29 protein-coding genes are annotated in these 26299 nt (G+C 57.4%); 22 read left to right on the top strand and 7 right to left on the bottom strand.

Annotation, left to right across the window (positions count from 1 at the left end; translation table 11 throughout):
• The first annotated feature begins 126 nt into the window (after positions 1 to 126).
• The 7 genes from ACHHTY_RS09085 to ACHHTY_RS09055 all read left to right on the top strand — a co-directional run bounded on the left by ACHHTY_RS09085 (position 127) and on the right by ACHHTY_RS09055 (position 6994).
• Entirely contained in the window at positions 127 to 819 is a 693-nt protein-coding gene (locus ACHHTY_RS09085) for an ABC transporter ATP-binding protein (RefSeq protein ID WP_395493797.1), read from the top strand.
• Entirely contained in the window at positions 816 to 2057 is a 1242-nt protein-coding gene (locus ACHHTY_RS09080) for an ABC transporter permease (RefSeq protein WP_395493796.1), read from the top strand. The genes ACHHTY_RS09085 and ACHHTY_RS09080 overlap by 4 nt, the downstream gene beginning before the upstream one ends.
• Before the next feature lie 12 nt (positions 2058 to 2069).
• Positions 2070 to 2465, top strand: coding sequence for a NifB/NifX family molybdenum-iron cluster-binding protein (locus tag ACHHTY_RS09075; RefSeq protein WP_395493795.1), 396 nt, complete (start codon positions 2070 to 2072; stop codon positions 2463 to 2465).
• The gene (locus ACHHTY_RS09070) at positions 2462 to 3208 is read left to right on the top strand and encodes an outer membrane lipoprotein-sorting protein (protein ID WP_395493794.1); all 747 of its coding nucleotides are present in this window, start codon (positions 2462 to 2464) and stop codon (positions 3206 to 3208) included. The genes ACHHTY_RS09075 and ACHHTY_RS09070 overlap by 4 nt, the downstream gene beginning before the upstream one ends.
• Positions 3205 to 4488, top strand: coding sequence for a hypothetical protein (locus ACHHTY_RS09065; protein ID WP_395493793.1), 1284 nt, complete (start codon positions 3205 to 3207; stop codon positions 4486 to 4488). The genes ACHHTY_RS09070 and ACHHTY_RS09065 overlap by 4 nt, the downstream gene beginning before the upstream one ends.
• Positions 4489 to 4872: 384 nt before the next feature.
• Complete coding sequence (locus ACHHTY_RS09060) at positions 4873 to 5586, top strand: response regulator (protein ID WP_395493792.1); 714 nt, start codon at positions 4873 to 4875, stop codon at positions 5584 to 5586.
• Positions 5579 to 6994, top strand: a complete 1416-nt coding sequence (locus ACHHTY_RS09055; protein WP_395493791.1) for an ATP-binding protein — start codon at positions 5579 to 5581, stop codon at positions 6992 to 6994. The genes ACHHTY_RS09060 and ACHHTY_RS09055 overlap by 8 nt, the downstream gene beginning before the upstream one ends.
• A 254-nt stretch (positions 6995 to 7248) precedes the next feature.
• Here the strand turns inward: ACHHTY_RS09055 and katG are convergent, their stop codons facing one another.
• The gene (gene katG / locus ACHHTY_RS09050; RefSeq protein ID WP_395493790.1) at positions 7249 to 9444 is read right to left on the bottom strand and encodes a catalase/peroxidase HPI; all 2196 of its coding nucleotides are present in this window, start codon (positions 9442 to 9444) and stop codon (positions 7249 to 7251) included.
• Between the two features lie 129 nt (positions 9445 to 9573).
• Positions 9574 to 10014, bottom strand: a complete 441-nt coding sequence (locus ACHHTY_RS09045) for a Fur family transcriptional regulator (RefSeq protein ID WP_395493789.1) — start codon at positions 10012 to 10014, stop codon at positions 9574 to 9576.
• A 162-nt stretch (positions 10015 to 10176) separates the two neighbouring features.
• Between ACHHTY_RS09045 and ACHHTY_RS09040 the strand changes: the two genes are divergently transcribed.
• The 12 genes from ACHHTY_RS09040 (at position 10177) to ACHHTY_RS08985 (ending at position 20120) form a co-directional block, all read left to right on the top strand.
• The gene (locus ACHHTY_RS09040; RefSeq protein WP_395493788.1) at positions 10177 to 11022 is read left to right on the top strand and encodes a CheR family methyltransferase; all 846 of its coding nucleotides are present in this window, start codon (positions 10177 to 10179) and stop codon (positions 11020 to 11022) included.
• Positions 11023 to 11455: 433 nt separating this feature from the next.
• Complete coding sequence (locus ACHHTY_RS09035; RefSeq protein ID WP_395493787.1) at positions 11456 to 12811, top strand: tyrosine-type recombinase/integrase; 1356 nt, start codon at positions 11456 to 11458, stop codon at positions 12809 to 12811.
• A gap of 306 nt (positions 12812 to 13117) precedes the next feature.
• The gene (locus ACHHTY_RS09030) at positions 13118 to 14260 is read left to right on the top strand and encodes a hypothetical protein (RefSeq protein ID WP_395493786.1); all 1143 of its coding nucleotides are present in this window, start codon (positions 13118 to 13120) and stop codon (positions 14258 to 14260) included.
• Between the two features lie 102 nt (positions 14261 to 14362).
• Positions 14363 to 14566, top strand: a complete 204-nt coding sequence (locus ACHHTY_RS09025; protein ID WP_395493785.1) for a hypothetical protein — start codon at positions 14363 to 14365, stop codon at positions 14564 to 14566.
• 143 nt (positions 14567 to 14709) lie between these two features.
• Positions 14710 to 15309, top strand: coding sequence for a hypothetical protein (locus ACHHTY_RS09020; RefSeq protein WP_395493784.1), 600 nt, complete (start codon positions 14710 to 14712; stop codon positions 15307 to 15309).
• A gap of 27 nt (positions 15310 to 15336) precedes the next feature.
• Positions 15337 to 15744 carry a hypothetical protein gene (locus ACHHTY_RS09015; RefSeq protein ID WP_395493783.1) on the top strand — a complete coding sequence of 136 codons (408 nt, stop codon included), beginning with the start codon at positions 15337 to 15339 and terminating at the stop codon, positions 15742 to 15744.
• A 267-nt stretch (positions 15745 to 16011) separates the two neighbouring features.
• Entirely contained in the window at positions 16012 to 17550 is a 1539-nt protein-coding gene (locus ACHHTY_RS09010; RefSeq protein WP_395493782.1) for a DEAD/DEAH box helicase, read from the top strand.
• A complete protein-coding gene (locus ACHHTY_RS09005) occupies positions 17540 to 18478 on the top strand; it encodes a DUF7146 domain-containing protein (protein WP_395493780.1) in 939 nt (312 codons plus the stop codon). Before ACHHTY_RS09010 ends, ACHHTY_RS09005 begins: the two co-directional genes overlap by 11 nt.
• A 144-nt stretch (positions 18479 to 18622) precedes the next feature.
• Positions 18623 to 18916 carry a hypothetical protein gene (locus tag ACHHTY_RS09000; protein WP_395493779.1) on the top strand — a complete coding sequence of 98 codons (294 nt, stop codon included), beginning with the start codon at positions 18623 to 18625 and terminating at the stop codon, positions 18914 to 18916.
• Between the two features lie 3 nt (positions 18917 to 18919).
• Positions 18920 to 19360: a hypothetical protein gene (locus ACHHTY_RS08995; RefSeq protein ID WP_395493778.1), complete on the top strand. Its 441-nt coding sequence runs from the start codon at positions 18920 to 18922 to the stop codon at positions 19358 to 19360.
• On the top strand, positions 19357 to 19890 hold the full coding sequence (locus ACHHTY_RS08990) for a hypothetical protein (protein WP_395493777.1): 534 nt from the start codon (positions 19357 to 19359) through the stop codon (positions 19888 to 19890). Before ACHHTY_RS08995 ends, ACHHTY_RS08990 begins: the two co-directional genes overlap by 4 nt.
• Positions 19887 to 20120: a hypothetical protein gene (locus ACHHTY_RS08985; protein WP_395493776.1), complete on the top strand. Its 234-nt coding sequence runs from the start codon at positions 19887 to 19889 to the stop codon at positions 20118 to 20120. The genes ACHHTY_RS08990 and ACHHTY_RS08985 overlap by 4 nt, the downstream gene beginning before the upstream one ends.
• 265 nt (positions 20121 to 20385) lie before the next feature.
• Here ACHHTY_RS08985 and ACHHTY_RS08980 read toward each other — a convergent pair whose 3' ends face one another.
• Positions 20386 to 20592, bottom strand: a complete 207-nt coding sequence (locus ACHHTY_RS08980) for a hypothetical protein (RefSeq protein ID WP_395493775.1) — start codon at positions 20590 to 20592, stop codon at positions 20386 to 20388.
• Positions 20593 to 20836: 244 nt separating this feature from the next.
• Here ACHHTY_RS08980 and ACHHTY_RS08975 point away from each other — a divergent pair, with 244 nt between their 5' ends.
• Positions 20837 to 21466, top strand: coding sequence for a transposase (locus tag ACHHTY_RS08975; protein ID WP_395493774.1), 630 nt, complete (start codon positions 20837 to 20839; stop codon positions 21464 to 21466).
• Here ACHHTY_RS08975 and ACHHTY_RS08970 read toward each other — a convergent pair.
• The 3 genes from ACHHTY_RS08970 to ACHHTY_RS08960 all read right to left on the bottom strand — a co-directional run bounded on the left by ACHHTY_RS08970 (position 21378) and on the right by ACHHTY_RS08960 (position 23824).
• Positions 21378 to 21953 (bottom strand): tyrosine-type recombinase/integrase, encoded by a 576-nt coding sequence (locus ACHHTY_RS08970; RefSeq protein WP_395493773.1) that lies wholly within the window; start codon positions 21951 to 21953, stop codon positions 21378 to 21380. The two genes, ACHHTY_RS08975 and ACHHTY_RS08970, sit on opposite strands and share 89 nt — an antisense overlap.
• A gap of 520 nt (positions 21954 to 22473) precedes the next feature.
• A complete protein-coding gene (locus ACHHTY_RS08965; protein ID WP_395493772.1) occupies positions 22474 to 23091 on the bottom strand; it encodes a hypothetical protein in 618 nt (205 codons plus the stop codon).
• 259 nt (positions 23092 to 23350) lie between these two features.
• Positions 23351 to 23824, bottom strand: a complete 474-nt coding sequence (locus ACHHTY_RS08960) for an AP2/ERF family transcription factor (protein WP_395493771.1) — start codon at positions 23822 to 23824, stop codon at positions 23351 to 23353.
• Positions 23825 to 24004: 180 nt separating this feature from the next.
• On the opposite strand from ACHHTY_RS08960, the gene ACHHTY_RS08955 reads away from it, so the two are divergent.
• Together ACHHTY_RS08955 and ACHHTY_RS08950 are read left to right on the top strand one after the other, a co-directional pair.
• On the top strand, positions 24005 to 24442 hold the full coding sequence (locus ACHHTY_RS08955) for a LexA family protein (RefSeq protein WP_395493770.1): 438 nt from the start codon (positions 24005 to 24007) through the stop codon (positions 24440 to 24442).
• Positions 24443 to 24451: 9 nt separating this feature from the next.
• The gene (locus ACHHTY_RS08950) at positions 24452 to 25720 is read left to right on the top strand and encodes a Y-family DNA polymerase (RefSeq protein ID WP_395493769.1); all 1269 of its coding nucleotides are present in this window, start codon (positions 24452 to 24454) and stop codon (positions 25718 to 25720) included.
• Positions 25721 to 25732: 12 nt separating this feature from the next.
• Here ACHHTY_RS08950 and ACHHTY_RS08945 read toward each other — a convergent pair.
• A partial coding sequence (locus ACHHTY_RS08945) for an SOS response-associated peptidase (RefSeq protein ID WP_395493768.1) occupies positions 25733 to 26299 on the bottom strand: 567 nt, incomplete at its 5' end.

Here is a 26299-nt window from a genome sequence, read left to right as displayed (position 1 = left end):
CAGATTGTCAGCGATGTCGTGGCACAAAAAACCGTTATCGATGTCCTGGCACTCAACACTTAGCAGTTAAAAGGTTGTCCTGCACTTCCCATTAGTATTCATTCCCCGTTCTGCAAGGAGAAAAACATGACTCTGGTGGTGGCCTCCGGGCTGTCGAAGATCTATCGCAGCGGTGATATCGATATCGCGGCGGTGCGCAGCGTCGACTTTGCCATCAAAGCTGGTGCTTTTGTCGCCTTTGTCGGCCCGTCGGGCAGCGGCAAGAGCACCCTGCTCAACATGATCGGCTGTCTGGATAAGCCCAGCAGCGGCATGTTGCGTGTGCTGGATGTTGAGGTGGCGGGGCTGAGCCGGCGCGAGGCGGCCCGCTTTCGCGGCGAGCACCTGGGCTTCATCTTTCAGGATTTCAACCTGATCCCGGTCTTGAGCTCGGCAGAGAACATCGAGTATCCGTTGATGATGGTACAGAACTGGCCGGCGGGCAAACGGCGCGAACGGGTGGCGGAGCTGCTGGAGGCGGCGGGGATCACCGAGCAGGCTGACAAGCGCCCCGATCAGCTCTCCGGCGGGCAGAAGCAGCGTGTCGCAGTGGCGCGTGCCCTCGCCTCGCGGCCCAAACTGGTGCTGGCGGATGAGCCGACCGCCAACCTCGACAAGGAGACCGCCCGACGCATCATCACGCTGATGAAGAAGATGCGTGACGAGTTCGGCACGACCTTCATCTTCTCCACTCACGATCCCCGCATTGTAGATGAGGCGGAACACCTGTTCGCCCTCGAGGACGGCAGTCTGGTCAGCTCGACGGGAGGTGCCCAATGAACAAAATATTGCGTCTATCGGCACGCAATGTGACCCGCTACTGGCGGCGCAGCCTGCTGACCTCGAGCCTGATCGTGCTGGGCATGGTGGCGGTGCTGTCGTTCGTCGCGGTCTCGGCCTCGTTCAAGAACATCATGATCGGCCAAATCACCGATTCGATGCTGGGGCACCTCCAGGTGCATAAGCGCGGCTACGTCGCCTCGCTGGAAAACCTGCCGCTCAATCTCAACCTGGCGCCGAAGCAGCTGCAGGAAGTGGAACAGGTGCTGGCAGGCATGGACGAGGTGGCGGCAGTGACGCCGCGCCTGAAGTTCGGCGCGATGTTCAGCAATTTTGTCGAGACCACCAGCATCCGTTTGAACGGCGTGCTGCCGGAACGGGAGATGGCGGCGATGCCGCTGCTGGCCGGTCGCATGGTCGAGGGCGAAACCGCCGGCCTGCTGGCCCCGGGGGAACTGCTGATCCCGCAGTTATTGGCCCGCGGCATGAAGGTCGAGGTGGGTGATACCGTGGTGCTCGTGGCCACCAATGTCGACGGTTCGGTCAACGGCCGTACCTTCGTGGTGCGCGGTATCCTGGAGGCGGTCACCGGCCCGGGCGGGCGCGATGGCTACCTGCACATGGACGATGCCCGCGAGTTGCTGCGCCTGGAGCAGGCCGAGATCAACGAGATCGCCCTGCGCCTGCACGAGCCGGAACGGCTTGAGCTAGTCAAGACACGGCTGGAACAGGCCCTGGCCACCATGCGCACCCCCGCCGGTATGTCCCTGCTGGAGGTGCATGGCTGGGATCAGCTCGCCCCTTTCGCCAACATCGTCCGCATGATCGATCTGCTCGATCTCTTTATCCGTGTCATGTTGGTCGGCATTGTATTGATCGCGGTGATGAACGTTATGCTCATGGCGGTCTACGAGCGGGTGCGCGAGATCGGCACCATCGCGGCAATGGGCACGCAACCGGGCCGCATCATGATGCTCTTTGTCGGCGAAGGAGTGCTGCTGGCGGTGATCGGCACTGTGGTCGGCACCCTGATCAGCCTGACTATCGTGCAGGCGCTGAACATCTGGCAGGTCAGCTTCGCCTTCGGGCGGCAGCACGTCGTGCTGGCTCCCTCGCTGGCGCCGGGGGAGATCTTCGCCATAGGTGCCATCGTCATCCTGGTGGCCGCCGTGGCCAGCCTGCAGCCGGCCTGGAAGGCGGCCCGCATGGACCCGATTACTGCCTTGCGACACACCTGACAGAGGTGCACCATGAAACACAAAGGAAAGCCTGTTTTCCCGCTCCTGGCATGGGTTCTGGTCGGGCTGCTCATCTCGACCAACGCTATTGCGGCCGAGTGGCGCTGGGCGGTCGCCGCCGAGGCGCCAGTGGCAGACAGCCCCATCAGTGCGGTGGCGGCACGCGCCCCGTATATCCTGATCTTTGATGAACAGGGCGCGCTGCTCGAGGCCTTTACCAATCCGGTGGCCGACGCACCACGTGATGCCGGCACCAGGCTGGCGGAGGTGCTGTCCGAGCAGGGAGTAGAGGTATTGGTGGCAGGCAAGATTGGTCCGAAACTGGCCCAGGCCCTGCGCACCCGTGAGATCCGCGGGATCACCGCGCAAGGCGAGGCCTCGCAGGCACTGGAGGTGGCTCAGCCATGAAGGGATTCCTGACAACAGCCTGGCTGGGCGCCGTGCTGTGGCTGCTGGCACCGGCTCCGCTCTGGGCGATCAACGCCGATGCCTTGCTGGAGGAGGTGGATCGGCGACTGCAGCCTTCTTCGTACGAGATGTACCGCAAGATCATCAATATCGAACCGGATGGGCGGCACCGGGAATTCGTGTTCTACACCGTGCGCAAGGGAACCGACAAGATGGCCGCCGTCTTTCTCGACCCACCCTCGGAACGCGGTCGCAGCACGCTGCGCCTGGGCGAGAACATGTGGCTCTATATCCCCGCGGTGGGCCGCCCGATCCGCATCACCAGCCTGCAGTCGGTGACCGGTGGGATCTTCAGCAATAGCGATATTCTGCGCCTCGATTTCAGTGTCGAGTACACCGCCACGCTGCTGGAGGAGGACGAGCGACACTATGTGCTGGAACTCGCCGCCCGTAGCCCGGCGGTGGCCTATGACCGGCTGAAGATGTGGGTGGACAGGGAAACCATCTCGCCGCTCACCATCGAGGCATACGCCGCGAGCGGTCTGCTGATCAAGACCCTGCAATACAGCAACATCATCGATTTCGGCAATGGCGTGGTTCGTCCCGCTACGCTGGAGACCACCAGTCCGCTGCAGGAGGGCTACCGCTCGGTGATGTTGTTCTCGGGTATACGACCGCGCGAGCTTCCGGATGAGATCTTCACCCTGAGCTTCATGCCCAGGATCGGAGAGATGCGCCAATGACAAAAGGCCTGCCTTGGCTGCTGTGGCTGTTATGGCTTCCGGCCGGCAGCCTGGCCGCCGCCGAGATGGAATTCACCTTCGACCCTGCCGCCTATGAGCGGCCTCCTTGGGAAGTGGGGGGTTATCTGGAACTGGGGGCCGAATACCTGCGCCTCAATCGCGACGCTACCGCGACACGTTTGGCCTACCGGGATGGCGGCATCCCGGACAGCCTAAATCGCTACCGCGGCCAACTCGAGCTTTCCGGCCTCTATCGCTGGTCGCAGGCCACCCTGCACGGACGGGCCCAGGCAGTGGCCGTCGACGATGGCTTCGAAACCCGCAATGATGCGACTATAAACGAGCTCTACGCCCATATTCCACGGGATGACCGCCTCTCCCTGCAGGCCGGCAAGCGCACTCTGCGCTGGGGCAACGGTTACGCCTGGAACCCGATTGCCTTTCTCGAACGGCCCAAAGACCCCCTCGATCCCGATCTGACGCGGGAGGGCTTTACCATGGCCTCTCTCGAACACGTCACCACTCGGCCCGGGCCGCTGCAAACCCTCGCTTTCACCCCGGTGTTGCTGCCGGTCAGTGACGAGATCAATTCCGGCTTCGGTGAGGGAGAGCGGCTGAACCTGGCAGCGCGACTCTATATGCTCTACAGGGACACCGACATCGAATTGACCGCCCTGGGCAATGGCAGCCGGCCGGGAAGCATCGGGATGGGGATGGCCCGCAACCTGGCGCCCCATTTCGAGATTCACGCCGAGATGGCCTGGTTCCAGCGGCGCGAGGTCGGGGTGGTCTCGGCCGATGGCGAGCTGGCCACGCGCAAAGCCGATCCGGTCGATCTGCTGATCGGGATCCGCTATCAGACTGAGACGGAACGCACGTGGGTGGTAGAGTACTTTCGGCGCGGTACCGGTTACAGCGGGACGGAAATGGAGGAGTACCACACGCTGGCGCAGAGCGCGAACAGCGACCCGCTGCTGCAAGGCAGACTGGCCAAGGCCCGGCGCGAGGGGTACGGGGCGTCCCAGGCGATGCGCGACTACCTCTATATGCGGCTGCGCCAGAGCGAGCCGTGGGGGGCGTTGTACTGGGGTACCGGGGTGACCACACTTATCAACCTGCAGGATCACAGCGCCTCGATCATCCCCGAGGTAAGCTATACCGGCATCAGCAATGTGGAACTGCGCGGCCGCCTGGCGATACTGACCGGCGCCAGTGGCAGCGAATTCGGCGAGCGTCTTAGTCGCTGGCGGCTCGAATTGCGGATGCGTTCCTATTTCTAGCATCATAAAAGCCTTGAAATATTAATGCATTTATTTGATACTTCCGTGCTTCCTGTGAGTAGCCAGGTGCGGCAGGGCCGCCAGCGTTGGCACAACCTCAACAACACCCATTGTTCACTCCAGCTTGGACGACAAAGCGCCGGAATGAAGTATATTGGTAAAAAAACTGTCCGAATAATCGGGGCGACCTCTCAAGGCGGTTCCGTTCCTTGCGGAGACCTGGAACCAGATTGCCGGCAACATCGTGTATCACAACGACCAAAGACTGCACAACGCCCCTCGGGTTTTTGAATCCCAAGGACAAGCTCTAAGACCGAGAGGCGAGGAAACAGGTCACGGATTCAACCGTAAGCCAGATCTGACCATAACTCAGGTTTAATCGACATGAAGCAAATTTTAATCATTGATGATGATGAGGAACTTTGTGAGTTGTTGGTAGAATTTCTACAACCAGAAGGGTTTAGTGTAGAAACGGTGCATACTTCACACAGCGGTTTGCGACGGGCCTTATCTGGAGAACACAGCCTGGTCGTTCTTGATGTGATGCTTCCTGGGATGACGGGATTTGAGTTACTGCAAAAGCTTAGGATGTTTTCGCAGATTCCGGTATTAATGCTTACCGCCAGAGGTAAGGATACCGACCGAATTGTTGGCCTGGAGATGGGGGCGGATGATTATCTGCCCAAACCCTTTAATCCTCGCGAGCTTGTGGCCAGGATTCAGGCTATATGGCGCCGATCCCAACTGAGAGAAAAGCAGCCATTGGAAAGTCCGTCACTGTTTGAAACTGATGATATCGTTCTTGATTTAGGATCAATGAGTGTGAGGCAGAATAACAATATCATTGATGTTACGGCTGTCGAGTTTTTCTTGCTTTATGAGTTATTGAAAAATGCTGGCCAAGTGATTAAACGAGAAGAGCTGAGCCAAAAGGTTTTAGGTCGCAAGCTTGAGATCTTTGACCGCAGTATCGATGTTCATGTAAGTAGCCTGCGCAAGAAGTTGGGGCGTTATGTGGATAACCGGGAACGGATCAAAAGTATACGTGGCATTGGCTATCTTTATACCCAACCACTAAGGAAAGGTGATCATGTGTAGCCTTTTTTGTAAAATTTTCCTGAGCTTTATTCTGATTACATTGTTCTCCAGCATTATCACGTTGGTTATCTCACTTGGATCTCAAGTTGGCCCCTATGGTAAGCTGCAAAGCCGGATGGAACTCAATCAGGTTCAAACCTTGATCAATTCCCTTTCGGCAACCGGCTTCGCGGTAACGAAGATCATTGAAAACGGGGGCCAGGAAGCATTAATAGGTTATTTGCAGGATATTGAAACGCGACATTATATTAGAATTTTTTTGCTGCAAGAAGACAATAGCAACCTAGCAGGCGGCAAGCTGCCGCAGGGTGCTGCTGATCTCGCCATTTTTTCCCGCGATACTCGTGATATCCAATACAAAATATTACAGAGGGAAATCATTGCGGCGTTGCCTCTTTTTACCAAAGAGGGGCAGAGCATGATTCTTGTAGGTAGTACAGCAAGAATGATGCCGTTTGAAATCGCAGACGATAAAACAGGAAATATCTGGCAATGGTTAATGTTTTTTCGTCATCGCTTTGGCGCCCCCCTTATTATTATGGTACTTATTGCTTGGGGCGGCTGTTACCTGTTGGCTCGTTCGCTGACTGCACCGATTCGTAATCTGCGCAAGGCCACCCAGCAGATTAGCAATGGCGATTTCTCGGCCCGAGCTGAATATTCCAGTTACCGGAAGGATGAGATTGCAGAATTAAGCCATGATTTTAATGTTATGGCTGAACAGACCGAGTCTTTAATCCAGTCTCAGAAGCGCCTGGTAAGAGATGTTTCCCATGAGCTGCGCTCCCCGTTGGCCAGGCAGAATATTGCTTTGGAATTGGCCCGGCAACGGTTCAGCGAAGCGGAGCCATATTTGGCAAGAATTGAGAAAGAATCTAAACGGCTTAGCGAACTCATAAGTCAGCTCCTAATCCTGACCAAGCTTGAGGGTAAAATAGACGACTTTGTCAACGAACCGGTGAGCCTTGACAAATTGCTGCGGGAGATTGTTCAAGATGCCGACTTCGAGGCTGCCAACAAGGGCAAAAGGGTAGAAATACAAAACTTTGATGAGATTACAGTGACTGGTTCCGAGGAGATGCTTCGGCAGGCCTTGGAAAATGTTATTCGCAATGGCTTGCATTATACGGTAAACGGCAGTGCTGTTGAAATCAGTATTACCAAAGGGAAGAATGATGCGGAAATTATCGTCCGGGATCATGGCCCCGGCGTACCGCAGGAGTATCTCGAGCAGATATTTAAACCCCTATTCCGGGTAGCGGAGTCGCGGGGACGTGACAGCGGCGGCAATGGAGTCGGCCTGGCCATAGCCAAGCAGGCGATTTTGTTGCATGGGGGCAGTATAGAGGCCAGAAATGTTGAGCAAGGTGGTCTGATAATTGAGATACACTTACCTTTTAATTCTTGACTTATTTTCCTGTGCAGGCAGACAACTTTGTTGCGGTATGCTTTTGTGACCAGCATTAGTTTTTTGCCCGGCCAACTGACGGCAAAAAGTGGTTAAATAACTGTTTCAGCCCCGCTTTATGCAAATCGGACCTGCTGGCCGGGACTGGGGATGGGAAGGAAAAGGGCCGGGGGGAGGGATAACCCCCCCCCGGCCGGATTAATTTACGGTTTTTTCCGCCCGGGCGGGCGCTTATGAAGACGCTTTGGCCATGATCAGACGAGGTCGAAGCGGTCCAGGTTCATGACCTTGTCCCAGGCGGCGACGAAGTCGCGCACGAACTTTTCCCGGGCGTCATCCTGGGCATAGACTTCGGCCAGGGCCCGCAACTGGGAGTTGGAGCCGAAAACCAGGTCCACCCGGGTGCCGGTCCACTTGAGCTCTCCGGTCCGGCGGTCGCGGCCCTCAAAGGTGTCCCGGGCCTCCGGGGCGGGCTGCCAGACGGTAGCCATATCCAGCAGATTAACGAAGAAATCGTTGGTCAGCTTGCCGGGCTGCTGGGTGAACACCCCATGCTGCGAGTTTTGATGATTGGCGCCCAGGACCCGCAAACCGCCGACCAGCACCGTCATCTGCGGGCCGCTCAAGGTCAGGAGGTGGGCCTTGTCCACCAGCATTTCCTCGGCCGAGACGGTGTAGGCCTGTTTCTGGTAATTGCGGAAACCGTCGGCTTCGGGCTCCATCATGGCGAAAGAATCCAGATCGGTCTGGTCTTGCGAGGCATCGGTGCGCCCCGGGCTGAAGGGCACCTCGATGGCGTATCCGGCCGCCTTGGCCGCCGCTTCCACCGCCGCGCAACCGGCCAGCACGATCAGATCCGCCAGCGAGATTTTCTTGCCGCCCGTCTGGGCGCCGTTGAAGTCCCGCTGGATGGTTTCCAGCACCCCCAGCACCTTGGCCAGTTGCGCCGGCTGGTTAACCTCCCAATCCTTTTGCGGCGCCAGGCGGAGGCGGGCGCCGTTGGCGCCGCCGCGGTAGTCGGAACCACGGAAGGTGGCGGCCGAGGCCCAGGCGGTGGCCACCAGTTCCGCCACCGCCAGCCCCGAGGCCAGAACCCTGGCCTTGAGCGCGGCGATGTCCTGGGTGTCGACCAGGGGGTGATCGACGGCGGGTACGGGATCCTGCCAGATCAGGTCTTCGGCCGGGACTTCCGGGCCCAGGTAACGGGCCTTGGGTCCCATGTCGCGATGGGTCAGCTTGAACCAGGCCCGGGCGAAGGCATCGGCGAACTCCTCCGGGTTCTGCTGGTAGCGGCGGGCGATGGGCTCGTAGATCGGATCGAAGCGCATCGACAGATCGGCGGTGGTCATCATCGGGCGGTGCTTCTTGGTCGGGTCGTGGGCGTCGACAATCATATCCTCTTCGGCCACGTCCTTGGCCAGCCACTGGTTGGCCCCGGCCGGGCTCTTGACCAGCTCCCACTCGTATTTGAACAGGGTGTTGAGGTAGCCCATGTCCCATGTGGTGGGGTTGGGTTTCCAGGCGCCTTCAATGCCGCTGGTGGTGGTGTGTACGCCCTTGCCGGTGCCCAGAGCGTTTTTCCAGCCCAGGCCCTGCTCCTCCAGCGGCGCGGCTTCGGGCTCCGGGCCCACCAGCTTCGCATCACCGGCGCCGTGGCACTTGCCGAAGGTGTGGCCGCCGGCCGTCAGGGCCACCGTCTCTTCGTCGTTCATCCCCATGCGGGCAAAGGTTTCCCGCACGTCCCGGCCCGAGGCCACCGGATCGGGGTTGCCGTTGGGGCCTTCGGGATTGACATAGATCAGGCCCATCTGCACGGCGGCCAGGGGGTTTTCCAGCTTGCGGTCGCCGCTGTAGCGCTTATCCCCCAGCCATTCGGCTTCGGCGCCCCAGTAGATGTCCTCTTCCGGTTGCCAGATGTCCGTCCGGCCCCCGCCGAAGCCGAAGGTCTTGAAGCCCATGGACTCGAGCGCGCAGTTGCCGGCCAGGATCATCAGGTCGGCCCAGGAGATCCGGTTGCCGTATTTCTGCTTGATCGGCCAGAGCAGCCGGCGCGCCTTGTCCAGGTTGGCGTTGTCGGGCCAGCTGTTGACCGGGGCGAAACGCTGGTTGCCGGTGCCGCCGCCGCCCCGGCCATCCCCGGTCCGGTAAGTGCCGGCGCTGTGCCAGGCCATGCGGATCATCAGGCCGCCGTAATGGCCCCAGTCGGCCGGCCACCACTCCTGCGAGTTGGTCATCAGGGCGACCAGATCCTTCTTCAGGGCGGCCAGATCCAGTTTTTTGAATTCTTCGGCGTAGTCGAAATCGGGATCCATGGGGTTGGAGGCCGGGGCGTGCTGGTGCAGGATGCCCAGGTTCAGTTGGTTGGGCCACCAGTCCCGGGTTGAGGGGCCTCGGCCGGCGGTGGTGCCGCCGGTTTTTCCGGTTACCGGGCATTTGCTGATTTCGCTCATCTGCGTTCTCCTTATAAGGTTTGGGTTGACAGGGAAAACTTCCAGGAACTATCAGTGTCTATGAACCATCCCTGGCCAAAGGCCTACAAATGGCCAAGAGCTGCGCTCCGTGGGCTTGGGATAGCGTTTTCATCGCTTGCCGCGGCACTTCCGGCAAATACCGTAAACTGTGACACTTTTGCGGTTGACCTCGCCCCAGGATTTCACTTCTTCGGGCAATTGGAAATCATCGATCAAGGGCCAGGCAAAATCGCTTATTTCTCGGCACTGGTGGCAGATTAAATGATGATGGGAATCTTCCTGGACTTCAAAGTGGGCCTGGCTTTCCACGGTGTCGACCTTGTTGACCAGTTCGTGCCGGGTCAGGGTGGCCAGGGTGCGATAAACCGTATCGAGCGAAAGGGTCGGCATTTTCCGCTGTAGCCGCTCATGCAGCTGTTCCGCCGTGGGATGGTCGGTGGCGGTGGCCAGCGCCCGGAAGATTTCCATCCGTTGGGGCGTCAGTCGCAGGCCGCGCCGACGGCAGGCGGCTGCAAAGGCGGCGAGCCGTTCCTTGCTGCATTGTTTCATTTCATCTCGCCCCCAATCAAGAATAATTACTATATAAGAACATAGCTGAATGGAAATCCGCTGTCAAGGGGGTGTCATTAAAAAATCCGGCCGCGCCGCTGTTCGGGCAAAAAAGAAGGGGCGGGATCGGGGCGGGGGAGCACGGCGGGGGTACTACGGTCCATGAAAGACGAGGAGTGCGTCCACTTCCTGCAGGAGATTCTGCCCCGGCTGGATCTGCGCTGGGCGGGTTATCGCCGGGTTTACCAGCAGGTCTGCAAGCAGCTGCGGCGCCGGATCGCCGAATTGGAGCTGCCCGATCTGGTCGCTTATCAGCACCGGTTGGAGTTCGAGCCGGACGAGTGGCACCGGCTGGAAGGCTTCCTGCGGATCGGCATATCCCGCTTTTACCGGGATCGCCGGCTCTGCGGGCTGTTGACCGCCGAGGTGCTGCCGGCCGTCAACCGGTTGGCCGTGGCGGCCGGGGCCCAGCGGGCCCGGATCTGGAGCGCCGGCTGCGCTGCCGGCGAAGAGCCCTATACCCTGGCCCTGATCTGGTATCAGTTTCCCTCAGCCCCCGCCAAGTTGGCCTTGGAGGTGATCGCCACCGATGCTGATCCGGCCAGGTTGCGCCGGGCCCGCACCGCCTGTTACGGGTGGAGCAGCCTGAAAGAACTGCCCGAGCAGATTATGGCCGCGGCCTTCAGCCGCCACGGCGATCAGTACTGTCTGCGCCCCGACTACCGGCAGGGGGTGCGGTTTCTCCAGCAGGATATCCGGCAGGAATCGCCCCCCGGCCGGTTTCACCTGGTGGCCTGCCGTAACCTGGCCTTCACCTATTTTGCCGAGGCCCTGCAGCGGCAGGTCGCCGCGCGCCTGGCCGCCGCCCTGGTTCCCGGCGGGTATCTGCTGATCGGCGCCAAAGAGAGCCTGCCCGCCGGCCAGGATCTTTTTGTCCCCTTGCCCGGCCGGCCCGGCATCTTCAAGAAAAGGCCCGGCGGCGGGAATGGTAATTCCCCCGAAGATTAATAAAGCAGCTTCCGGGGGGAGCGGGGTGTTTTTGTTCGGGCCCAAAGGCCGGGGCCCCCTGCCGGTGGTGCTGAGCGGTTGTCCTTGTCCGGGTAGCGGGGTTTGTGGTATCTTCGGCGACAGGACAAGGTAATTGATCGTGCGGTGTTCCTGGGTGAATAAAGGGGAAGAATCTGTGCTAAATAAAAAAAGAGGTTACAGGCATTTATGCCTGTAACCTCTTAATTTTACTGGTGGGCCGTCGGGGGCTCGAACCCCAAACCTACTGATTAAGAGTCTCATTTTTGCCCCGTTGACAAGTGTTGCCAAGTGTTCCCGTTTACAGCATTTCCCCCCTTTTGTCAGCAATTCCCCTCTTTTATCAGTTGACAAGCGTTCCCCTCTGTTGCTATGGGTTGTAAACGGCCTGTAAACGGAACCAGAGGAAAACGCCATGACCAAGAAACTGTCGCCTGACCTGATCTTGAAAGCTCGGCCCGCCAATGACAGCAAGGGCCGCCCCCGCCAGCAAACCCTGATCCGCGACAAGGAAGCCCCCGGCCTGGTGCTGCGTGTAACCGGGCAGGGCAAAAAGGCCCTGATCTATCAGCGCCGGATAAAGGGCGGCCCCTTATTTCACAAAACCGTTGTAGCCGAGCTGCAAGCGGCCGACCTGGCCGACATTGGCAAGGGCAACGCTATTTTGGCCGAAGCTAGGGCAACGGCGGCCCGGTTCAATAACTGGATCACCGACGGCAAAGACCCGGCACAAGAAGAAGCCCGAGAAGCAGCCGAGCAGGCCCGCCAGCAGGCCGAACAGGCAAAAGCCGAGCAAGAGGCCGAGGCGGCCAGCAAGCACACCCTGCGGGCATTGCTGGCCCTTTACTGCGACCACCTGACCCGGCAGGGGAAATACCGTTCCGCCGCTGCCGCCCGTTCCGCTTTCAAGTGCCACGTTCCCGCCCACCTGGCCGAGCTTCCGGCAAGAGAAATCACCCGTTCCCAAGTGGCCGAGATCGTTCGCCGGGTAATGGAAGCCGGGAAGCAGCGGCAGGCCGGAGTTGTCCGGGCATACATTCACGCCGCGTTCGAGGTTGCCTTGACGGCTGAATCTGACGCAAGCGCCGCCGCCGCCTTTATCGCCTTCCAAATCGAAAGCAACCCCGCCCGAGGAATCAAGGCCATTCCAGTGAAGCCCGGCAACCGGGTACTGACCGCCGCCGAACTGGCCGCCTACCTGGAACACCTGGACGATAAGCACCGAATCGACCGGCTGTTGAAATTGGCCTTGCTTGCCGGGGGCCAGCGCCTTGAAATGCTTATGAGGGCCACCGGGGCCGACTATGACCCCGAAGCCCGGCAGTTGTTGTTATGGGATCACAAGGGCAAGAGAACCACCCCCCGCGCCCACCTGTTGCCCCTGGCCGATAATGCCGCCGCCCTGGTGGCCGCCGAAGTGACCGGCCCGCAAGACTTCATTTTCAAATCACCGAAGGGCGGCAGGATCGACACCGGCACCCCCGGCAAACGGGCAAAGGAAATTAGCGAAGCAATGACCGGGGAATCTTTCGACCTGAGGGACATTCGCCGGACCTGCGAAACCCACCTGGCAAAAATCGGAGTAACTCAAGACATTAGGGCGCAACTGTTGAGCCACGGCATTTCAGGCGTTCAGGCCCGGCACTACGACCGCCACGGCTACGAGAAAGAGAAAAGGGCGGCCCTGGAACGGTGGGAAATCTATCTGCTGACTGGTCTTGTAACCCCGGCGGAAGTGGTGAAGCTGGCCGACCGGCGGAAAACAACTTGACGCGATACTAACCTATGTGTCGGTATGGGAAGAATACGACCGCGATGGAAAATGGCTAGCGGCCCATCGGTAAGGAGCGAGCCAAGTTACTGGCTATGACCCTGAATAACGGCTACAAGGTGTTTTTATAAAACAGCGAATGTAATGCAGCAACATCGCCGAATGAATTTTCGAGCAACACCTTGACCAGTGGTTGCAAAGGGCGGTGACCCTGCACAGCGCCCTCATCCGCGGGTAGCCAAATTATGCTGGTTATATTAACCGGCATCCAACCGTGTCATAAACCGTATACTAAAGGTGAAAATAATGGATGATTCTCCCGTCCCTTGGCATGATCATTTGTCTGACAAATTACGGCTGGCCCTGTTGAAGGAAAATAGTCTATTCCGCGATTTTTGGGATATATACAGCAAAGAAGCTCTAGCTGTAATTGCTGAGAAAAATGAAAGCGAAGACATCGAGGGGGCATACGTAGACGATTTCTTCGGTGATGATGAAATAATAGGACCCTTTCTTGTTTGGTTACGTAGCTGCGGCATTAGCACAGAAAACAGGTACGCAGAAGGACTGCTGGCCACCGTAACAGCCTTGAACCCCTACAATGAAATATCAGACAACAGTCCCCCTCAGCCGGTTGTCTTTCTTACCCGGCATGATCCCTTGACGTTGGCGCTGCCTGATGATGCTGATTTCTTTGTTGAACATTACCCGTTGCGTCGTTACTCGCCTCATAACCCTTTGGAGCTTAAGACCTCAGAGCGCCTATTTATCATCGATATTGCTTGTAGAAAATCAAAAATCATTGAAGCTCTAGAAAACTACCTAAACACAGTTTCTGAACTAAGAGAGGAAGTTCCCAAAACAATGAAAGCAAGGAGTAAAGCCCCCCATGGACATGATGACAAAAAAACTCCGTTCAAACCACAGGATCCTAAAGTACGAAAACTGACACTACCAATAAAACAGAAAGATTATAAAGGCCTCGACGAGATTGCAGAAAATTACACCCAGTGGAACAATGAAAGCAGGCGGGATCGGCCAGAAATCTGGCGGCATTTGAAGGTCTGGCAGCTAAGGCGGAAACGAAACAGTTACCTTCATATTTCCATAAAAACAGGGATCAGGGAGAATAATGTCAAGAACTCACTTGCCAGGGCCTATGAACTGATTGAGGGCCATCCGTACGATGCAGAAAGGTTTACACGTGCGCACGTGATAATCGGGACGAAAGACTTGAGAAAACCCTGTGATTCATGTTTGCAAACAAGCAACTGCGACCCCAAAAATGATCCCTGTCCCGACCTTGTGGACTTTTATACTAGCGGACAGGGCGCTGCTTATCTCCGACAGGTAGAGGTCAGCCAAAGGCATCTCCTAACAAAAAAAGTGATCTCTAAAAAAATTAAGCTCAGAACAAGACTTAAATCAAGAAGATTAGATGATTATTGAGTCCTCAAGAAAATAAGCCCCCTCCTTTATTTGCCCAAAGCCATAGACATACACGGGAATTGCCGGGAACCCCCGGCGCAACTTTTTCGCGAGGTGTCTAACATGGCAAAGCAAACCCCCACCGTTGTTGATCCGTCCAAGCGAATCAAGACCGCGACCCTGGCCGAGCGTTTCGACTACTCCCCATTCACCGTCAGGAAGCATTTGTGCTTAAAGGGCTCTTTCTTCGGACTGACCCCGATCAAACTGCCGAACGGACGCAACCTCTGGCCCGACGCATGGCCCTCTGACGTTATCGGCCAGTAGGGGGGCTTAATCTATGACCCACCAAACACAAGGCCCCGCCCCGGCAGCCCTGATAAGCACCGGTGGCGAGGCCCAAAAACAGCTTATTATAATACCATCATCGGCCCCGTCATGCAAGTGCTTGACGGCACGTTTGGGCGATCATGGCCAAGCATCACAAGCGGCCGAGTTCCTGCGAGCTCTTGGTGGTGGTCATGGATAGGGGCAAAAAAAAATCCCGCAAGATGCAGCCTGGCACCTGGCTGGAACGTGATTTATTCACTTCTCCGGCCTTCCTGGAGCTTGGTGGATTCGCGCCGCAACTCCTGATTCTGTTCCTGGGTAAACGTGACATCGACCCCAACACTAAGGTGGTCGTGAACCGCGACAACATCACGATGACCTTCATCGAGCTGGAGCAGTTTTACGAGAGAAGGGAAAAACAACTCAAGGATCAAGGGTCCGGCACCCTGGCCCCTCTACCCAAGGGCGGCATTAAACGGCCCCGGATCACCCGGGCGCTGGATCAACTTCTTGCTCATGGGTTTATCCGAATTATTCGGCGTGGTGGTGCTTACAAAAAGGACAAGACCATCTACGGCCTAACGGAAGATTGGCGATTCTGGCGGCCCGGCACGGTAATCAGGAGCCGGGAACCGGACACCAGGCGGCTCGGCTACAACGGCAGGAAAACAAAAATAGCGCACGAAAACGTACCCATACACACGCACGAAAACGTACCCATAGAAGAGGGTTTAGGGTAACGAAAACGTACCCTAAAGTAAAAGCTCATGACGAAAAAACAGCAAGCTATGAAAAAGCACCGCTTGGGGGATGGGTACGAAAACGTGCGTGTTTACATGATAAGCCACTATGGGGGTTCTTTTAAACCTGCCCTTGAACAAGCAAAAATACCCGGCGGCCCATTTTGGTGCCGGGTGATCCTAATCTCCGCGCCTGGCTGGCAGAATATGGCCCTGAGCACGCGCCGGTGGAACTGGACCCTGGGGGGGGGGCAACCTGCCGACCTGCAAAACATCGCCAGAGAGGCTTTAAGCAGCGTTTATGACATGAGCGGCCTAGACACGAAAAAGATGCAGGAGGTAGAGGCCCGGAAGCGGCTCAAGGTGTTCCGGGCCGAGACCATCAATTTCCTGTATCAGACATTCCCGGAACTGGAGCTGCAAACAACGAGGTAACAACCAATGCCTGATACCACGCCAAAAACACGAACGGCCCTTCCGGGGCAGATTAGATCAAATTTCCGCCTGGTCACCACGGAATCTGGGGCGCGAGAACAGCAAATTGATACGGTCTTTTTTAAGGGACGAGGCAGTGAAGCAGCGGGACATGAACCAAAGCGGGACCGGGACAAGCGGGACACACCCCTTACATGGGTGTCCCGCTTGTCCCGCAGCGGCCTCCCGGACCTGCCGACAGGTAAAAAGTTTGATGGTGGCTAAGACATGACCAAGCAATACAGAATCGAGCATCTACTTCCTCCTGGCCAGGGATTCATCTTGCGGGATTACCAGCAGCGTGCAGTTGACCAAGTACGGGACAATATTGCCGCCGGGAAAAAGCGGACGGGGATGGTCCTGGCGACCGCCGGAGGCAAGACGCCCGTAAATGCTGAATTTACCCGCCTGGCAGTGGAGAAAGGTAAACGGGTTCTCTTCCTGGTCCATCGCCGGAACCTGGTGGAGCAGACCCGGGCCGCCTTTGCTTTTCATGGTGTTACTAAGGTCGGAATCATCATGGCCGGATACAAACCCGACCTGTCCCTGCCGGTGCAACTGGCAACGATCCAGACCTACGGCCGGCGGATCAAGCTGGACGAAGGCGAGACGGTGTTCAACTTCCCCGCCGATTTGATTCTGGTGGATGAGTGCCACCGGGCGGTGAGCAAGGTTTACCAGGATGTCTTTCGGCACTACCCCAAGGCGACAGTGATTGGTTGCACGGCGACGCCGATGCGGGCCGACGGCCGGGGGCTGGGAGAAGTGTTTGACTCCCTGATTGAGGTATCGACCCCAGCCGAGTTGACCGCTCGCGGTTATCTGGTGCCATGCAGGTATTTCTGCCCGAGCAAGCCGGACCTGGAAAAGCTGAAGGTGGTCAGGGGCGATTACGAAACCGGAGAGTTGGCCAAGAGGATGAACCAGCCGAAGCTGGTGGGCGATGTGGTGAGCAACTGGCTGAAACACGCTTCAGACCGCAAGACCATTGTGTTCTGTGTGACCGTGTCCCACTCCCAGGCGGTAACAGCGGAGTTCAAGCGGCAGGGGGTTTCCGCTTACCACCTGTCGGCCCAGAGCAGCGACGAAGAGCGGGAGTACGCCTTTCAGGAAATGGAGCGGGGCAATATCCAGGTTATTTCCAACGTGGCCCTGTACCAGGAAGGGACCGACGTACCGGATATTTCCTGCGTGGTCTTGGCCCGGCCGACCAAGAGCCTGGGGCTTTATCGTCAATGCGTGGGCCGAGGCCTGCGGCCGTCGGCCGATGCTCCCGATTGCATCCTGCTGGACCATGGCGGAGTGGTGGAGGAACACGGGTTGATCACCGACCCGGTCGAGTGGGTCTTGGACGGGAAAAAGAAGGCTTGGCGGCAGCGGAAACACCAGCAGGAGAAAGAAGTAAAATCGGTCAAGTGCCGATCCTGCGACCTGGTTTTCCGTGGCTCAGCCAAGTGTCCTGAATGCGGCAGCCCGGTCCAGAGCTTCGGAAAACCGGTAGAGGCCATCGACGCCGACCTGCGGGAGCTGAAGCCCAAGGTCAGCATGGCGGAGCAACGGCGATTCTACGGGATGCTACGGCATTACGCCATGCAGAAAGGCTATGATCCTGGCTGGTGTTACTGGAAATACCGTGAGAAATACGGGGTGAACCCTCTGGGGATGAACGATGTTCCGCCGGTACAGCCGGACGATACGCTGTACCGCTTCATCAGGCATCTGTGGCTCAAGAAGAACAACGGAAGGAGAGCGAGAAATGCGGCTTAACTACGACAAGGTAAAGGAGGAGGTGCTCGGCTGCTGGCCGGGGATATTCAACCACTTCGGGGTAGAGGTCGGTGACGGCCGCCGGCATATCGCGTGCCCGCTGTGCGGCAAGGATAATTTCCGCTTCGACGACAAGAACGGGCGGGGCACCTTTATCTGCACCTGCGGGGCCGGTGACGGCTGGAAGCTGCTCTGCGAAACCCAAGGGGTGGACTTCCGGGCAGCCCTGGAGATGGTGGCACCGCTGCTGGGCTCAGTGGAGCCGGTGCACACGGTCAGCAAACCTAAGACCATCAGCCCGCAGATGGCCCACAAGATTTTCAAGGGGGCCGAGAGGGCATCCCGGGAGAATCTGACCGGCCGCTATCTGATCAACCGGGGCCTGCGTGCCTGCCCGGAAACCCTGCGGTATCATCCGGCCTTACTGGAGAAAGACAGTGGGCAGAAGATGCCGGCCATGTTGGCAGTGATTGCCAACCGGACCGGTGAGGCGGTGGCTATCCACCGGACCTACTTGACCCCGGACGGCCGGAAGGCGGAGATTCCAGACCCCAAGAAAGTTACCCCGAACGTGGCCGGCAAAGACCTGACCGGCCGGGCGGTGCGCTTGTTCCCCCCAGAAGATAATTGCCTGGGGATAGCCGAAGGGATTGAGAACGCCCTGGCTTGCTACGAGATCCACGGCATACCGACCTGGGCCACCACCACGGCCAACCTGATGATTGCCTGGGAGCCCCCCGAAGGTATCCCGCTGCGTAAGATTTTAATCTTCGGTGACCACGACACCAGCTATACCGGGCAGTCGGCCGCTTACCAGCTGGCCCACAAGCTGAAGGTGCGGCGCCAGATCGACGTCGAAGTGATGCTACCAATGCAACCGGGGACTGACTGGCTTGATGAGCTGGTCGAGCGGCGGAAAGTTGCCTGATCTACCCACTAAACCTGCGGCAAAGGAGGGCCACATAAGGGCGCAGAAAATGGAGAGAGAGGTAAATGACGGTATTCCCACGATCGGTGCTGACCCGGTGGCGGAAGCTATCAGCGAGCCAGGTTGAGCTAGAAGGAGACACCAATGGCTGAAAATACAGTGAAAAAACAGCGGAACGGAGAGGCTGAGCCCCCCACCACCCTCTGGTATGATCCGGCATCACGTCACTATTGGCGTCGCGACAGGAAAATCCGCGGCGTGACGAGGAATTTACCCCAAGGAGGTAAAATTATGGGACAAGCCATTTTTGTGCTTGGAGACGACGCTGAGGTTCTGGAAACCATGATCAACGCTCCAACGGAGGAACAAGCAGCAAGGATTCAGGCAAAAATCTTCAAATTCATCAATCCCTCTGAACCTGAAACCAAGGAGGAATAGCAGATGCCTGAAAGCACGTCAAAAGCACGGGACAAAATGGGGCGATGGAAACCCGGCGCCAGCGGCAACCCGACCGGGCGGCCGGTATCAAACCCTGCCCGCCAGCTACTCCTGGAGAAATCCGAGGAACTGGTCGGCAAGGCCATCGAGCGTGCCCTGGAGGGAGATGTAGCGGCCCTCAACGTATGCCTATCGCGGATATTACCACAGTACCGGCCTCAGCAGGCACCTGTTATGCTGGATGTCCCGGTCGATGGGGATCTGGTGGAGATCGGCAGAAAAATTATCAACGCCACCACAGAGGGCTCCTGCCCACCGGACGTGGCCGCTCAACTTCTCCAAGGACTGGGCACCCTGGCCCGCGTGGAAGAACTCGCAGAATTAAAAGAGCGCCTGGCTGCCTTGGAACTGGCGCTCAAGCCCAAGCGAGGACTTGAGAAATGACCAAAATTGGACCCCAGACCTATCAGAGCCTGCCCTCAACCCAACGGGCCGTAGCCTACTTTATCGCCATCAATCGGGGTGATCATGCCGAGGCCGAAAGGCTGATCGAACACGCGCCCTGCGGGAGCGGGCAAAGTAAAGCTTTTTTGGGCATCGAGCGAATGTTGAGTGTTTTTAACTTGCTTGCCGGCATCGTGATGCGGGAACTGCTCTTGATCTACGGCGATACTTTGGCGGCTCATGCCTATACCAAGGGGTGGCTCGACGCCGGCGGTGCGACAACTGACCCCAACTTTCTCAAACACTGCAAGAGCACCAAAGACCAGCTCAAAGCCGTTAGTGTCATGTCTGGACAGCTTGAGGCCCTCAAGGAGGCCGCCCGTACATGGTGCGACAGTAACGAGGTGCCGGAAGAGGTATTTGCCAGCTTCTTGGCCCTGATCCCCATGGCCAAGGTCGACGGCGAGGTTGTTGACGCTACCTGGGTGGCCCTGTACCGCAAAGTCTTTGATGAGGTAAAACTGACATGAAGAAAAAAAAGAGCGCTGTTGACCCGCAGACCCTGCTCAAAGAGCTGGTATCGTCGCGGTTGAAGACCAAGGAGGATTTGGCTGTAATCGATGCCCAAAGGGCATTGGCCCGGTTGTCCACCAAGATTATCAGCCTCGACATGGCAACGACCGCCTCGGGAAAAGAGAAAACGATTTACGAGCTGAGCAGAGAGGAGCTTATGATAATTGCCGCCGGAGGCAAACTATAACAGTAGGCCCCCATGTCGTACATGGCTATAACACCTGGATCTGATGTCGTTTCGTGTTTTGGTTCTTGTGTCACTGCTGTCTCATAAATTATTATACAAGAAAAACAACCAACTGAGCAGAGGGCAAGGATGTGCTTCTCGCCCTTATTGGCTTGCCGCCCTTCTTCCTCCAGGGTCTTGAGCACCCGGAGGGCGGCCAGGTTGTTGATGAAACGCTCGTCAGTCCCCTTTGGGTCAGTGAGCGTGTCGTCGGTTATTAAGTAGTTTACTGCGCCAGGATGTGCTCCGTTCTCACTATCTCCAGCGCCGTCTGCAGGGGCGTGCCCCGGGCGACCATCTCGGCCGCTGCCAGGTTCGCCTGCTCGGCGATCTCCTTCATCGTCTGGTCGAACGTCCCCGCCTTCTTCATCTGCGCGGTCTCTTTCGGCTTTGTCTTCTCCCAGTGCTGTCTCGCCGTCATCTCTAATCGCATCGGTAAGCCTCCTCTCTCTGGGTGGAATAATAGTCGCGCTGCCGCCTTCATACTGGATATTGGTCGGCCCAAAGTCAAGAATTTAGTTGGGGTAAAACCGACCACAAAACAGAGGTGGCCCCCAGTATTCGGACAGTGCGCTAAGGTGGACAGCTAACCACTACGGCTGACGAAAAAGGATCCCCGAAGAGCAATATCAAGCGTAGCCGTTACAAAGAGGAGTTCAAAGTCTTGAAGGCACTCAATGGCGTGCAAACCGCAGCTGAGCTTGGCAGACGCTTTGGCTGTCCCAGCCTATCCGAAGAACCGGGGCCACCTCTGTGAGCTGGTTTTGCGCTACCTGGGCCGCTATGTCCACCGTATTGCGCTCACCAACAACCGGATCCTGACTTGCGACCACGACCAAGTAACCTTTAGCTATCGGCAAAGTCGACGCAAAGGGCATGACCGGTGGCGAACCATGCCCCTGCCCGCCACCCAGTTCATGGCCCGTTTCCTCCAGCATGTGCCACCACGAGGTTTCCACAAGGTGCGCTACTACGGCTGGTACTCAAACCGGGGCCGGGGGGATAGGGTGAATCGCCAGGCCGATGCCGCCTCCGCTGCCCAGTCGCCACCCCCGGCCGAGGTGGAAGTGCTGGACGTGTCCGACTACCGCCCCCGCAAGATCCCGTCCCCGACTTGGCGGGAGTGCATAAAAAAGGTCTGGGAGGTTGACCCGCTCGCCTGCCCCAAGTGCGCCGGGGAGATGAAGATCATCAGCTTCCTAAGCGCCAGAAGATTAGCTACAGTTCGTTGGTCATATAGATTCGGCGGATGTCGTCGTCTTGAATACAGAGATATTCGAGAGTCTGGCGCTGGGTCGAGTGATTGAAAATTTCCATCAGGTCCGGCAGTGGGACACCAAAGGTTCGGTACTGGTGATAACCGAAGGACTTTCTCAGGGTATGTGAGCCGTAATTCCCTTTCAGGTTGATGGTTTGGCACCAGCCTTTCACAAGGCGATTAACCGTGGCCACCGTGAGTCTGCCTCGTTGCCCCTGAAAGAGAAAATCATCGTTTTCATATTCACGGGTACCCAACAGTTGCGCGACCGCTTTTTGGCAGGCATTGTTAAAGGTGATACGGCGGCGCTTCTGGGTTTTTCGTTCGACGGTTTCCCAGTCGTCACCCGGCTTAAGATGGCGCACTTGACCTATCTTAATGTTCAGCAGATCAGAGGCCCTGAAGGCGGTATTAATTCCGATCACGAACAGAGCGAAGTCACGTGGGCGATCAATCAGCAGCTTTTTGATGGTCTTCACATCCTCGAGACTGCGGATCGGCTCCATCTTGGTCCGGTTGCCTTTGGGGTTTGGCATTGCTCTCACCTGAATGGTTGGTTCTCGTCAACTTTTGCTTAAACTATACAAATAAGTTGACCAGAAAACCAGCCATTGTTTCCCCCTCTCCCCCACATTTACCCTTAAACCCTTATCCCGCCTGGAATTGAGCCGATTCCATACTCGTCAACTTCTGGTAATAAGTTGACGAGTGCGGTGAGTGGAAGACGGTTTATTGATTCACCGAAACCGCCTGGTGGACCAGCATGCCAGGTGGTTTGGGGTGGGGAAGAGAGGACGTCCCCCTTACCCGATTAGAAATCAGCCGGATTGCTGCACGCCTCGACGGCGGCAGGAACCTGTGCCGAGGCCTCAACCTAGCTAATTTTGTCTGGCAGGATCACATCTGCCAACTTTTCCGCGATCTCTTGAATGCTACTCAACTCTCCAGAAATTATCGCCACGTGATTAATATATTATTAGCTAACCTGCAAAGCTAGGCACCGGTTGGTGAAACTGAGAGTATCAGATTTATTGTAGTGAACGGCTTTAGCACATGTTAGGGCTGTTTTCGCTCAGGTATTGGATTGACGTACTTAAGCTCTCCCTTTTCTGCATCGTAGCATACAAGTAATACTGGCCCCGTTGGCTTAATATTCAATAACAGCTTAGAGTGTTCGCTAAGCTCTTCAATGCCATGACTTTGCGCCATTAAACGCAGGTATGCCTCCACTGCCAAATTAAATTGATCTAGTTGTATTTCTGTTTGAATGAGTAATTTGACCCTATAACCCAAGGGTGACTGAGCTTCGATAGAGAAGAATGGTGAAAACTTGACTGCATGATCGACACGTTTCCCTTCTGATACGAATATTTTTATGTGACCACCTAGCTTTGATTTTATCCTGGCTTGAACATTTAATAACGCTCTTTTTGCCATGGCGTAATGATCTTTGCCCATTTCGCTCAAGAACGACTCAAAATAGGGCTTTAAGAAATAGACAACGATTAGTGTTGGCAATAGCAATTCAATTCCCGCTCGAGCCCCCATCATTGGCAAGGACTCAACCCTCACATTCAAGCCTGGCGACTGAATATCGCCCTCAAAGTCAGCAACAACTTCTGAACTGATGATTGGTTCCTGATAAGCTAAAATTATGTGAAATTCATTCTCCATACTATCCGCCCTTTCAATTAAGTTACGATCGATCAAATGGAATATTACTCGGCCAAAAACTTACTTGATGACAAACAGCCGTAGTAGGTTGCGTGGGATACTAATATTTAGCCGGAACAGCCTCAACGTGCCCCCGGGCTTTGGGGGCCGGCGTGGCTATCTTAGTTGTTCCAGCTTTTGTGGCTGGTTTGGTCTATGGTGCTGGTCAGATCTTTTCATCCGCTCCCGCGGTCTTGGTCGCCCGGGCTATTTGAACAACTTATGCCGGAACTGGTGCCCCGGTCTTGGGGCGGCGGCTCCAATGGGAAGAGGGGCTTATATTCAGTCCCAGGCGCTCCGCGTCTTTCTCCTGCCGGATCCGGCAGGCCAGCTCAAAAGCTTTCTCTTTGCCGTACTTGCGGATGGAGAAGGAAGTATTGCCCTGCTTGCCTTCTTGGGTGACCCAGCTCACCTCGTAACGGTTTAGTTTTTCATTGTGTCGCACCCCGACTACTCCAGTACTGGTATTGCTTACCGTAACAATATGCCTGTCGCTACGGATCTTGCCCAGACTTATCTCGGTATGGTCACGCCAGGCCAATGCCTTCAGCAGTCCGGAATAACGACCACCGTGCTTGCCATCGGAAAAAAACTTGGTATGGGTCTTGCCCATGAATTTCACCCGAACATACCAGCCGTGAGTCCGCTTGCTTTCCTGGTCAATCCTGGCCACATCCTTGTGTTTTTCAAGCATAGATCTTTCAACCATTTTTCCCCGCAAGGTCGCGGATTATGTTTGCCTATCGTAGTTGCCTCGATTTGAAGGTGGAGTTTACGCCATCTTAAGCCCAATACAACAAAAATGAAAACCTGGCATGCCGGCCTGGCGCAAGAACCATTTGCCCCACCCCCCAAGTCTGGTAAGATGACCCCCATGAAAACCTCCCCCACTATCGAGTCCGTCTATGGCTTCGACCGCCAGACCGAGCTGAAACGCCCCCTGTTTGCCGGCGGGGTTTCGGCCGGCTTCCCGTCGCCAGCCGACGATTATATCGACAGTCGGCTTGATCTCAATGACTTCCTGGTCAAGCACCCGGCCGCCACCTTCTTTGTCCGGGTGGCCGGCGACTCCATGATCGGGGCCGGGATCCACGATGGCGATATTCTGGTGGTGGACCGCTCCCTGGAGCCGGTCAGCGGCAAGGTGGTGATCGCGGTGGTTAACGGAGAGCTGACCGTCAAACGCCTGCAGCAAGAGAATGGCATGGTCCGCCTGGTGGCCGAAAACCCCAACTATCCCCCCATTGAACTGACCGAGGATACCGCCGGCGAAATCTGGGGGGTGGTCACCTCCGTCATCCACTCCCTCTAGGGTACGGCCATGGCCGGGGTTTTCGCGCTGCTCGACTGCAACAACTTCTACGTTTCCTGCGAGCGGCTGTTCAACCCCAGGCTCGAAGGCCGACCGGTGGTGGTGCTGTCCAACAACGACGGCTGCATCATCGCCCGCTCTAACGAGGCCAAAGCCCTGGGAATCAAGATGGGTGAGCCCTTTTTCCAGTGCCGCCACCTGATCGCCACCCACCAGGTCGAAGTCTTTTCCTCCAATTATCCCCTTTATGCCGATCTCTCCCAGCGGGTCATGGACATCCTCGCCCAGCTCGAACCCGAGGTGGAAGTCTATTCCATCGACGAGGCCTTTATCCGCTTGCCCGCTGCCAGTTCGGCCGCCTTGCGGGAAAACGGCCGCCGGCTCCGGGCGACGATCCACCAGCAGGTCGGGATTCCGGTTGCCATCGGCTTTGGTCCCACCAAGACGCTGGCCAAGGTCGCCAACCGGGTGGCCAAAAAACAGCCGGAGCACAGCGGGGTCTTCGTGCTGCCGGAACCGGGCCGCGAGCGGGATGAGCTTCTGACCGCCCTGGCGGTGGAGGATGTCTGGGGGATCGGCTACCGGTCGGCGGCGAAACTGGCCGGCCGGGGCATCCGTAACGCCCTGGCTTTAAGCAAGGCCGATGAAGCCTGGCTGCGCAAAAAGCTGACGGTAACCGGTCTGCGGACCGCCCTGGAGCTGCGGGGGGTCTCCTGTCTGCCGCTCGAACAAAGTCCGGCGCCCAACAAATCGATCATCACCTCGCGCTCCTTCGGCCAGCCTGTTAGCGATCTGAGCGGGTTGCGAGAGGCCCTGGCCACTTACGTCTCCGTGGCCGCCGCCAAGCTGCGGGAGCAGCACCTGCACGCCGGCTGCCTCCAGGTCTTTCTCACCACCAATCGCTTTCGCCCCGGCGAGCCCCAGTACGCCAACAGCCTGACCGTCGCCCTGGCTCAGCCCACCGCCTCCACCCCGGAATTGATCAGCCGGGCCACCGAGGCCCTGCGCCGGATTTACCGCGCCGGCTTCGCTTACCAGAAGGTGGGGGTGGTCCTGTTGGATCTCGCTGACGCCGGCTATGTCCAGCCCCGCCTCTTCCATCCGCTCCGGCCAGGCCAGGAAAAGCTCATGGCCGCCATGGACCGGATCAATCAACTGTGGGGACGGGATACCCTGCACAGTGCCGCCACCGGTTTCCGGAAGTCCTGGAAGAACCGGCAGACGAGAAAGTCGCCGGCCTACACCACCTCCTGGCATGAGTTGCCGGTAGTGTCTTAGCGATGGGTGGTTTCAGGCCTTGGTCACCGGCCGGATGCACTCCTCGCTATCGTGCCGGGGGTTGTTGACCAGGGTCGAGACCGGCCAGGATTGCAGCAGTTCAGCGGGACAGGGCTGCAAGAGCGGCTGGAGCCTGGCCGGGTCGTTGACGGTTTGGTCCAGCCAGAGCGCGAAATCAGCGGGTTGGCAGATGACCGGCATCCGGTCATGAATCGGCTGCAGCAGGCGGTTGGCGGCCGTGGTCAAAATCGAGAAGCTCTCCAGCACCTCGCCATCCGGAGTATCCCAGACATCCCAGATCCCGGCTAGAGCCATCGGAACGCCTTCCTTCATGCTGATATAGTAAGGCACCTTCTTTGAGGCGGTTTTGGACCATTCAAAGAAACCGCTGGCCGGAACCAAGCAGCGCTTGGTCCGGAGCGCTTTGCGGAAGGCCGGCTTCTCATGCACCGTCTCGCTTCGGGCATTGATCAGCCGATTACCGATGGCCGGGTCCTTGGCCCAATGGGGGATCAGTCCCCAACGGGCCATGGTCAGGTGGCGGGCTTCGCCGTCTGCTGACTTGATGACCGGGGCTAA

Source organism: Desulfurivibrio nitratireducens (genome assembly GCF_044068515.1).
GTDB lineage: Bacteria > Desulfobacterota > Desulfobulbia > Desulfobulbales > Desulfurivibrionaceae > Desulfurivibrio.
This window is presented reverse-complemented; position numbering and strand designations above follow the sequence as displayed.

Excerpts from the sequence above, each read along its gene's own strand:
- ACHHTY_RS09085 (WP_395493797.1), top strand. The coding sequence starts at position 127 with ATGACTCTGGTGGTGGCCTCCGGGCTGTCGAAGATCTATCGCAGCGGT.
- ACHHTY_RS09080 (WP_395493796.1), top strand. The coding sequence starts at position 816 with ATGAACAAAATATTGCGTCTATCGGCACGCAATGTGACCCGCTACTGG.
- ACHHTY_RS09075 (WP_395493795.1), top strand. The coding sequence starts at position 2,070 with ATGAAACACAAAGGAAAGCCTGTTTTCCCGCTCCTGGCATGGGTTCTG.
- ACHHTY_RS09070 (WP_395493794.1), top strand. The coding sequence starts at position 2,462 with ATGAAGGGATTCCTGACAACAGCCTGGCTGGGCGCCGTGCTGTGGCTG.
- ACHHTY_RS09065 (WP_395493793.1), top strand. The coding sequence starts at position 3,205 with ATGACAAAAGGCCTGCCTTGGCTGCTGTGGCTGTTATGGCTTCCGGCC.
- ACHHTY_RS09060 (WP_395493792.1), top strand. The coding sequence starts at position 4,873 with ATGAAGCAAATTTTAATCATTGATGATGATGAGGAACTTTGTGAGTTG.
- ACHHTY_RS09055 (WP_395493791.1), top strand. The coding sequence starts at position 5,579 with ATGTGTAGCCTTTTTTGTAAAATTTTCCTGAGCTTTATTCTGATTACA.
- katG (WP_395493790.1), bottom strand. The coding sequence starts at position 9,444 with ATGAGCGAAATCAGCAAATGCCCGGTAACCGGAAAAACCGGCGGCACC.
- ACHHTY_RS09045 (WP_395493789.1), bottom strand. The coding sequence starts at position 10,014 with ATGAAACAATGCAGCAAGGAACGGCTCGCCGCCTTTGCAGCCGCCTGC.
- ACHHTY_RS09040 (WP_395493788.1), top strand. The coding sequence starts at position 10,177 with ATGAAAGACGAGGAGTGCGTCCACTTCCTGCAGGAGATTCTGCCCCGG.
- ACHHTY_RS09035 (WP_395493787.1), top strand. The coding sequence starts at position 11,456 with ATGACCAAGAAACTGTCGCCTGACCTGATCTTGAAAGCTCGGCCCGCC.
- ACHHTY_RS09030 (WP_395493786.1), top strand. The coding sequence starts at position 13,118 with ATGGATGATTCTCCCGTCCCTTGGCATGATCATTTGTCTGACAAATTA.
- ACHHTY_RS09025 (WP_395493785.1), top strand. The coding sequence starts at position 14,363 with ATGGCAAAGCAAACCCCCACCGTTGTTGATCCGTCCAAGCGAATCAAG.
- ACHHTY_RS09020 (WP_395493784.1), top strand. The coding sequence starts at position 14,710 with ATGGCCAAGCATCACAAGCGGCCGAGTTCCTGCGAGCTCTTGGTGGTG.
- ACHHTY_RS09015 (WP_395493783.1), top strand. The coding sequence starts at position 15,337 with ATGACGAAAAAACAGCAAGCTATGAAAAAGCACCGCTTGGGGGATGGG.
- ACHHTY_RS09010 (WP_395493782.1), top strand. The coding sequence starts at position 16,012 with ATGACCAAGCAATACAGAATCGAGCATCTACTTCCTCCTGGCCAGGGA.
- ACHHTY_RS09005 (WP_395493780.1), top strand. The coding sequence starts at position 17,540 with ATGCGGCTTAACTACGACAAGGTAAAGGAGGAGGTGCTCGGCTGCTGG.
- ACHHTY_RS09000 (WP_395493779.1), top strand. The coding sequence starts at position 18,623 with ATGGCTGAAAATACAGTGAAAAAACAGCGGAACGGAGAGGCTGAGCCC.
- ACHHTY_RS08995 (WP_395493778.1), top strand. The coding sequence starts at position 18,920 with ATGCCTGAAAGCACGTCAAAAGCACGGGACAAAATGGGGCGATGGAAA.
- ACHHTY_RS08990 (WP_395493777.1), top strand. The coding sequence starts at position 19,357 with ATGACCAAAATTGGACCCCAGACCTATCAGAGCCTGCCCTCAACCCAA.
- ACHHTY_RS08985 (WP_395493776.1), top strand. The coding sequence starts at position 19,887 with ATGAAGAAAAAAAAGAGCGCTGTTGACCCGCAGACCCTGCTCAAAGAG.
- ACHHTY_RS08980 (WP_395493775.1), bottom strand. The coding sequence starts at position 20,592 with ATGCGATTAGAGATGACGGCGAGACAGCACTGGGAGAAGACAAAGCCG.
- ACHHTY_RS08975 (WP_395493774.1), top strand. The coding sequence starts at position 20,837 with ATGGCGTGCAAACCGCAGCTGAGCTTGGCAGACGCTTTGGCTGTCCCA.
- ACHHTY_RS08970 (WP_395493773.1), bottom strand. The coding sequence starts at position 21,953 with ATGCCAAACCCCAAAGGCAACCGGACCAAGATGGAGCCGATCCGCAGT.
- ACHHTY_RS08965 (WP_395493772.1), bottom strand. The coding sequence starts at position 23,091 with ATGGAGAATGAATTTCACATAATTTTAGCTTATCAGGAACCAATCATC.
- ACHHTY_RS08960 (WP_395493771.1), bottom strand. The coding sequence starts at position 23,824 with ATGCTTGAAAAACACAAGGATGTGGCCAGGATTGACCAGGAAAGCAAG.
- ACHHTY_RS08955 (WP_395493770.1), top strand. The coding sequence starts at position 24,005 with ATGAAAACCTCCCCCACTATCGAGTCCGTCTATGGCTTCGACCGCCAG.
- ACHHTY_RS08950 (WP_395493769.1), top strand. The coding sequence starts at position 24,452 with ATGGCCGGGGTTTTCGCGCTGCTCGACTGCAACAACTTCTACGTTTCC.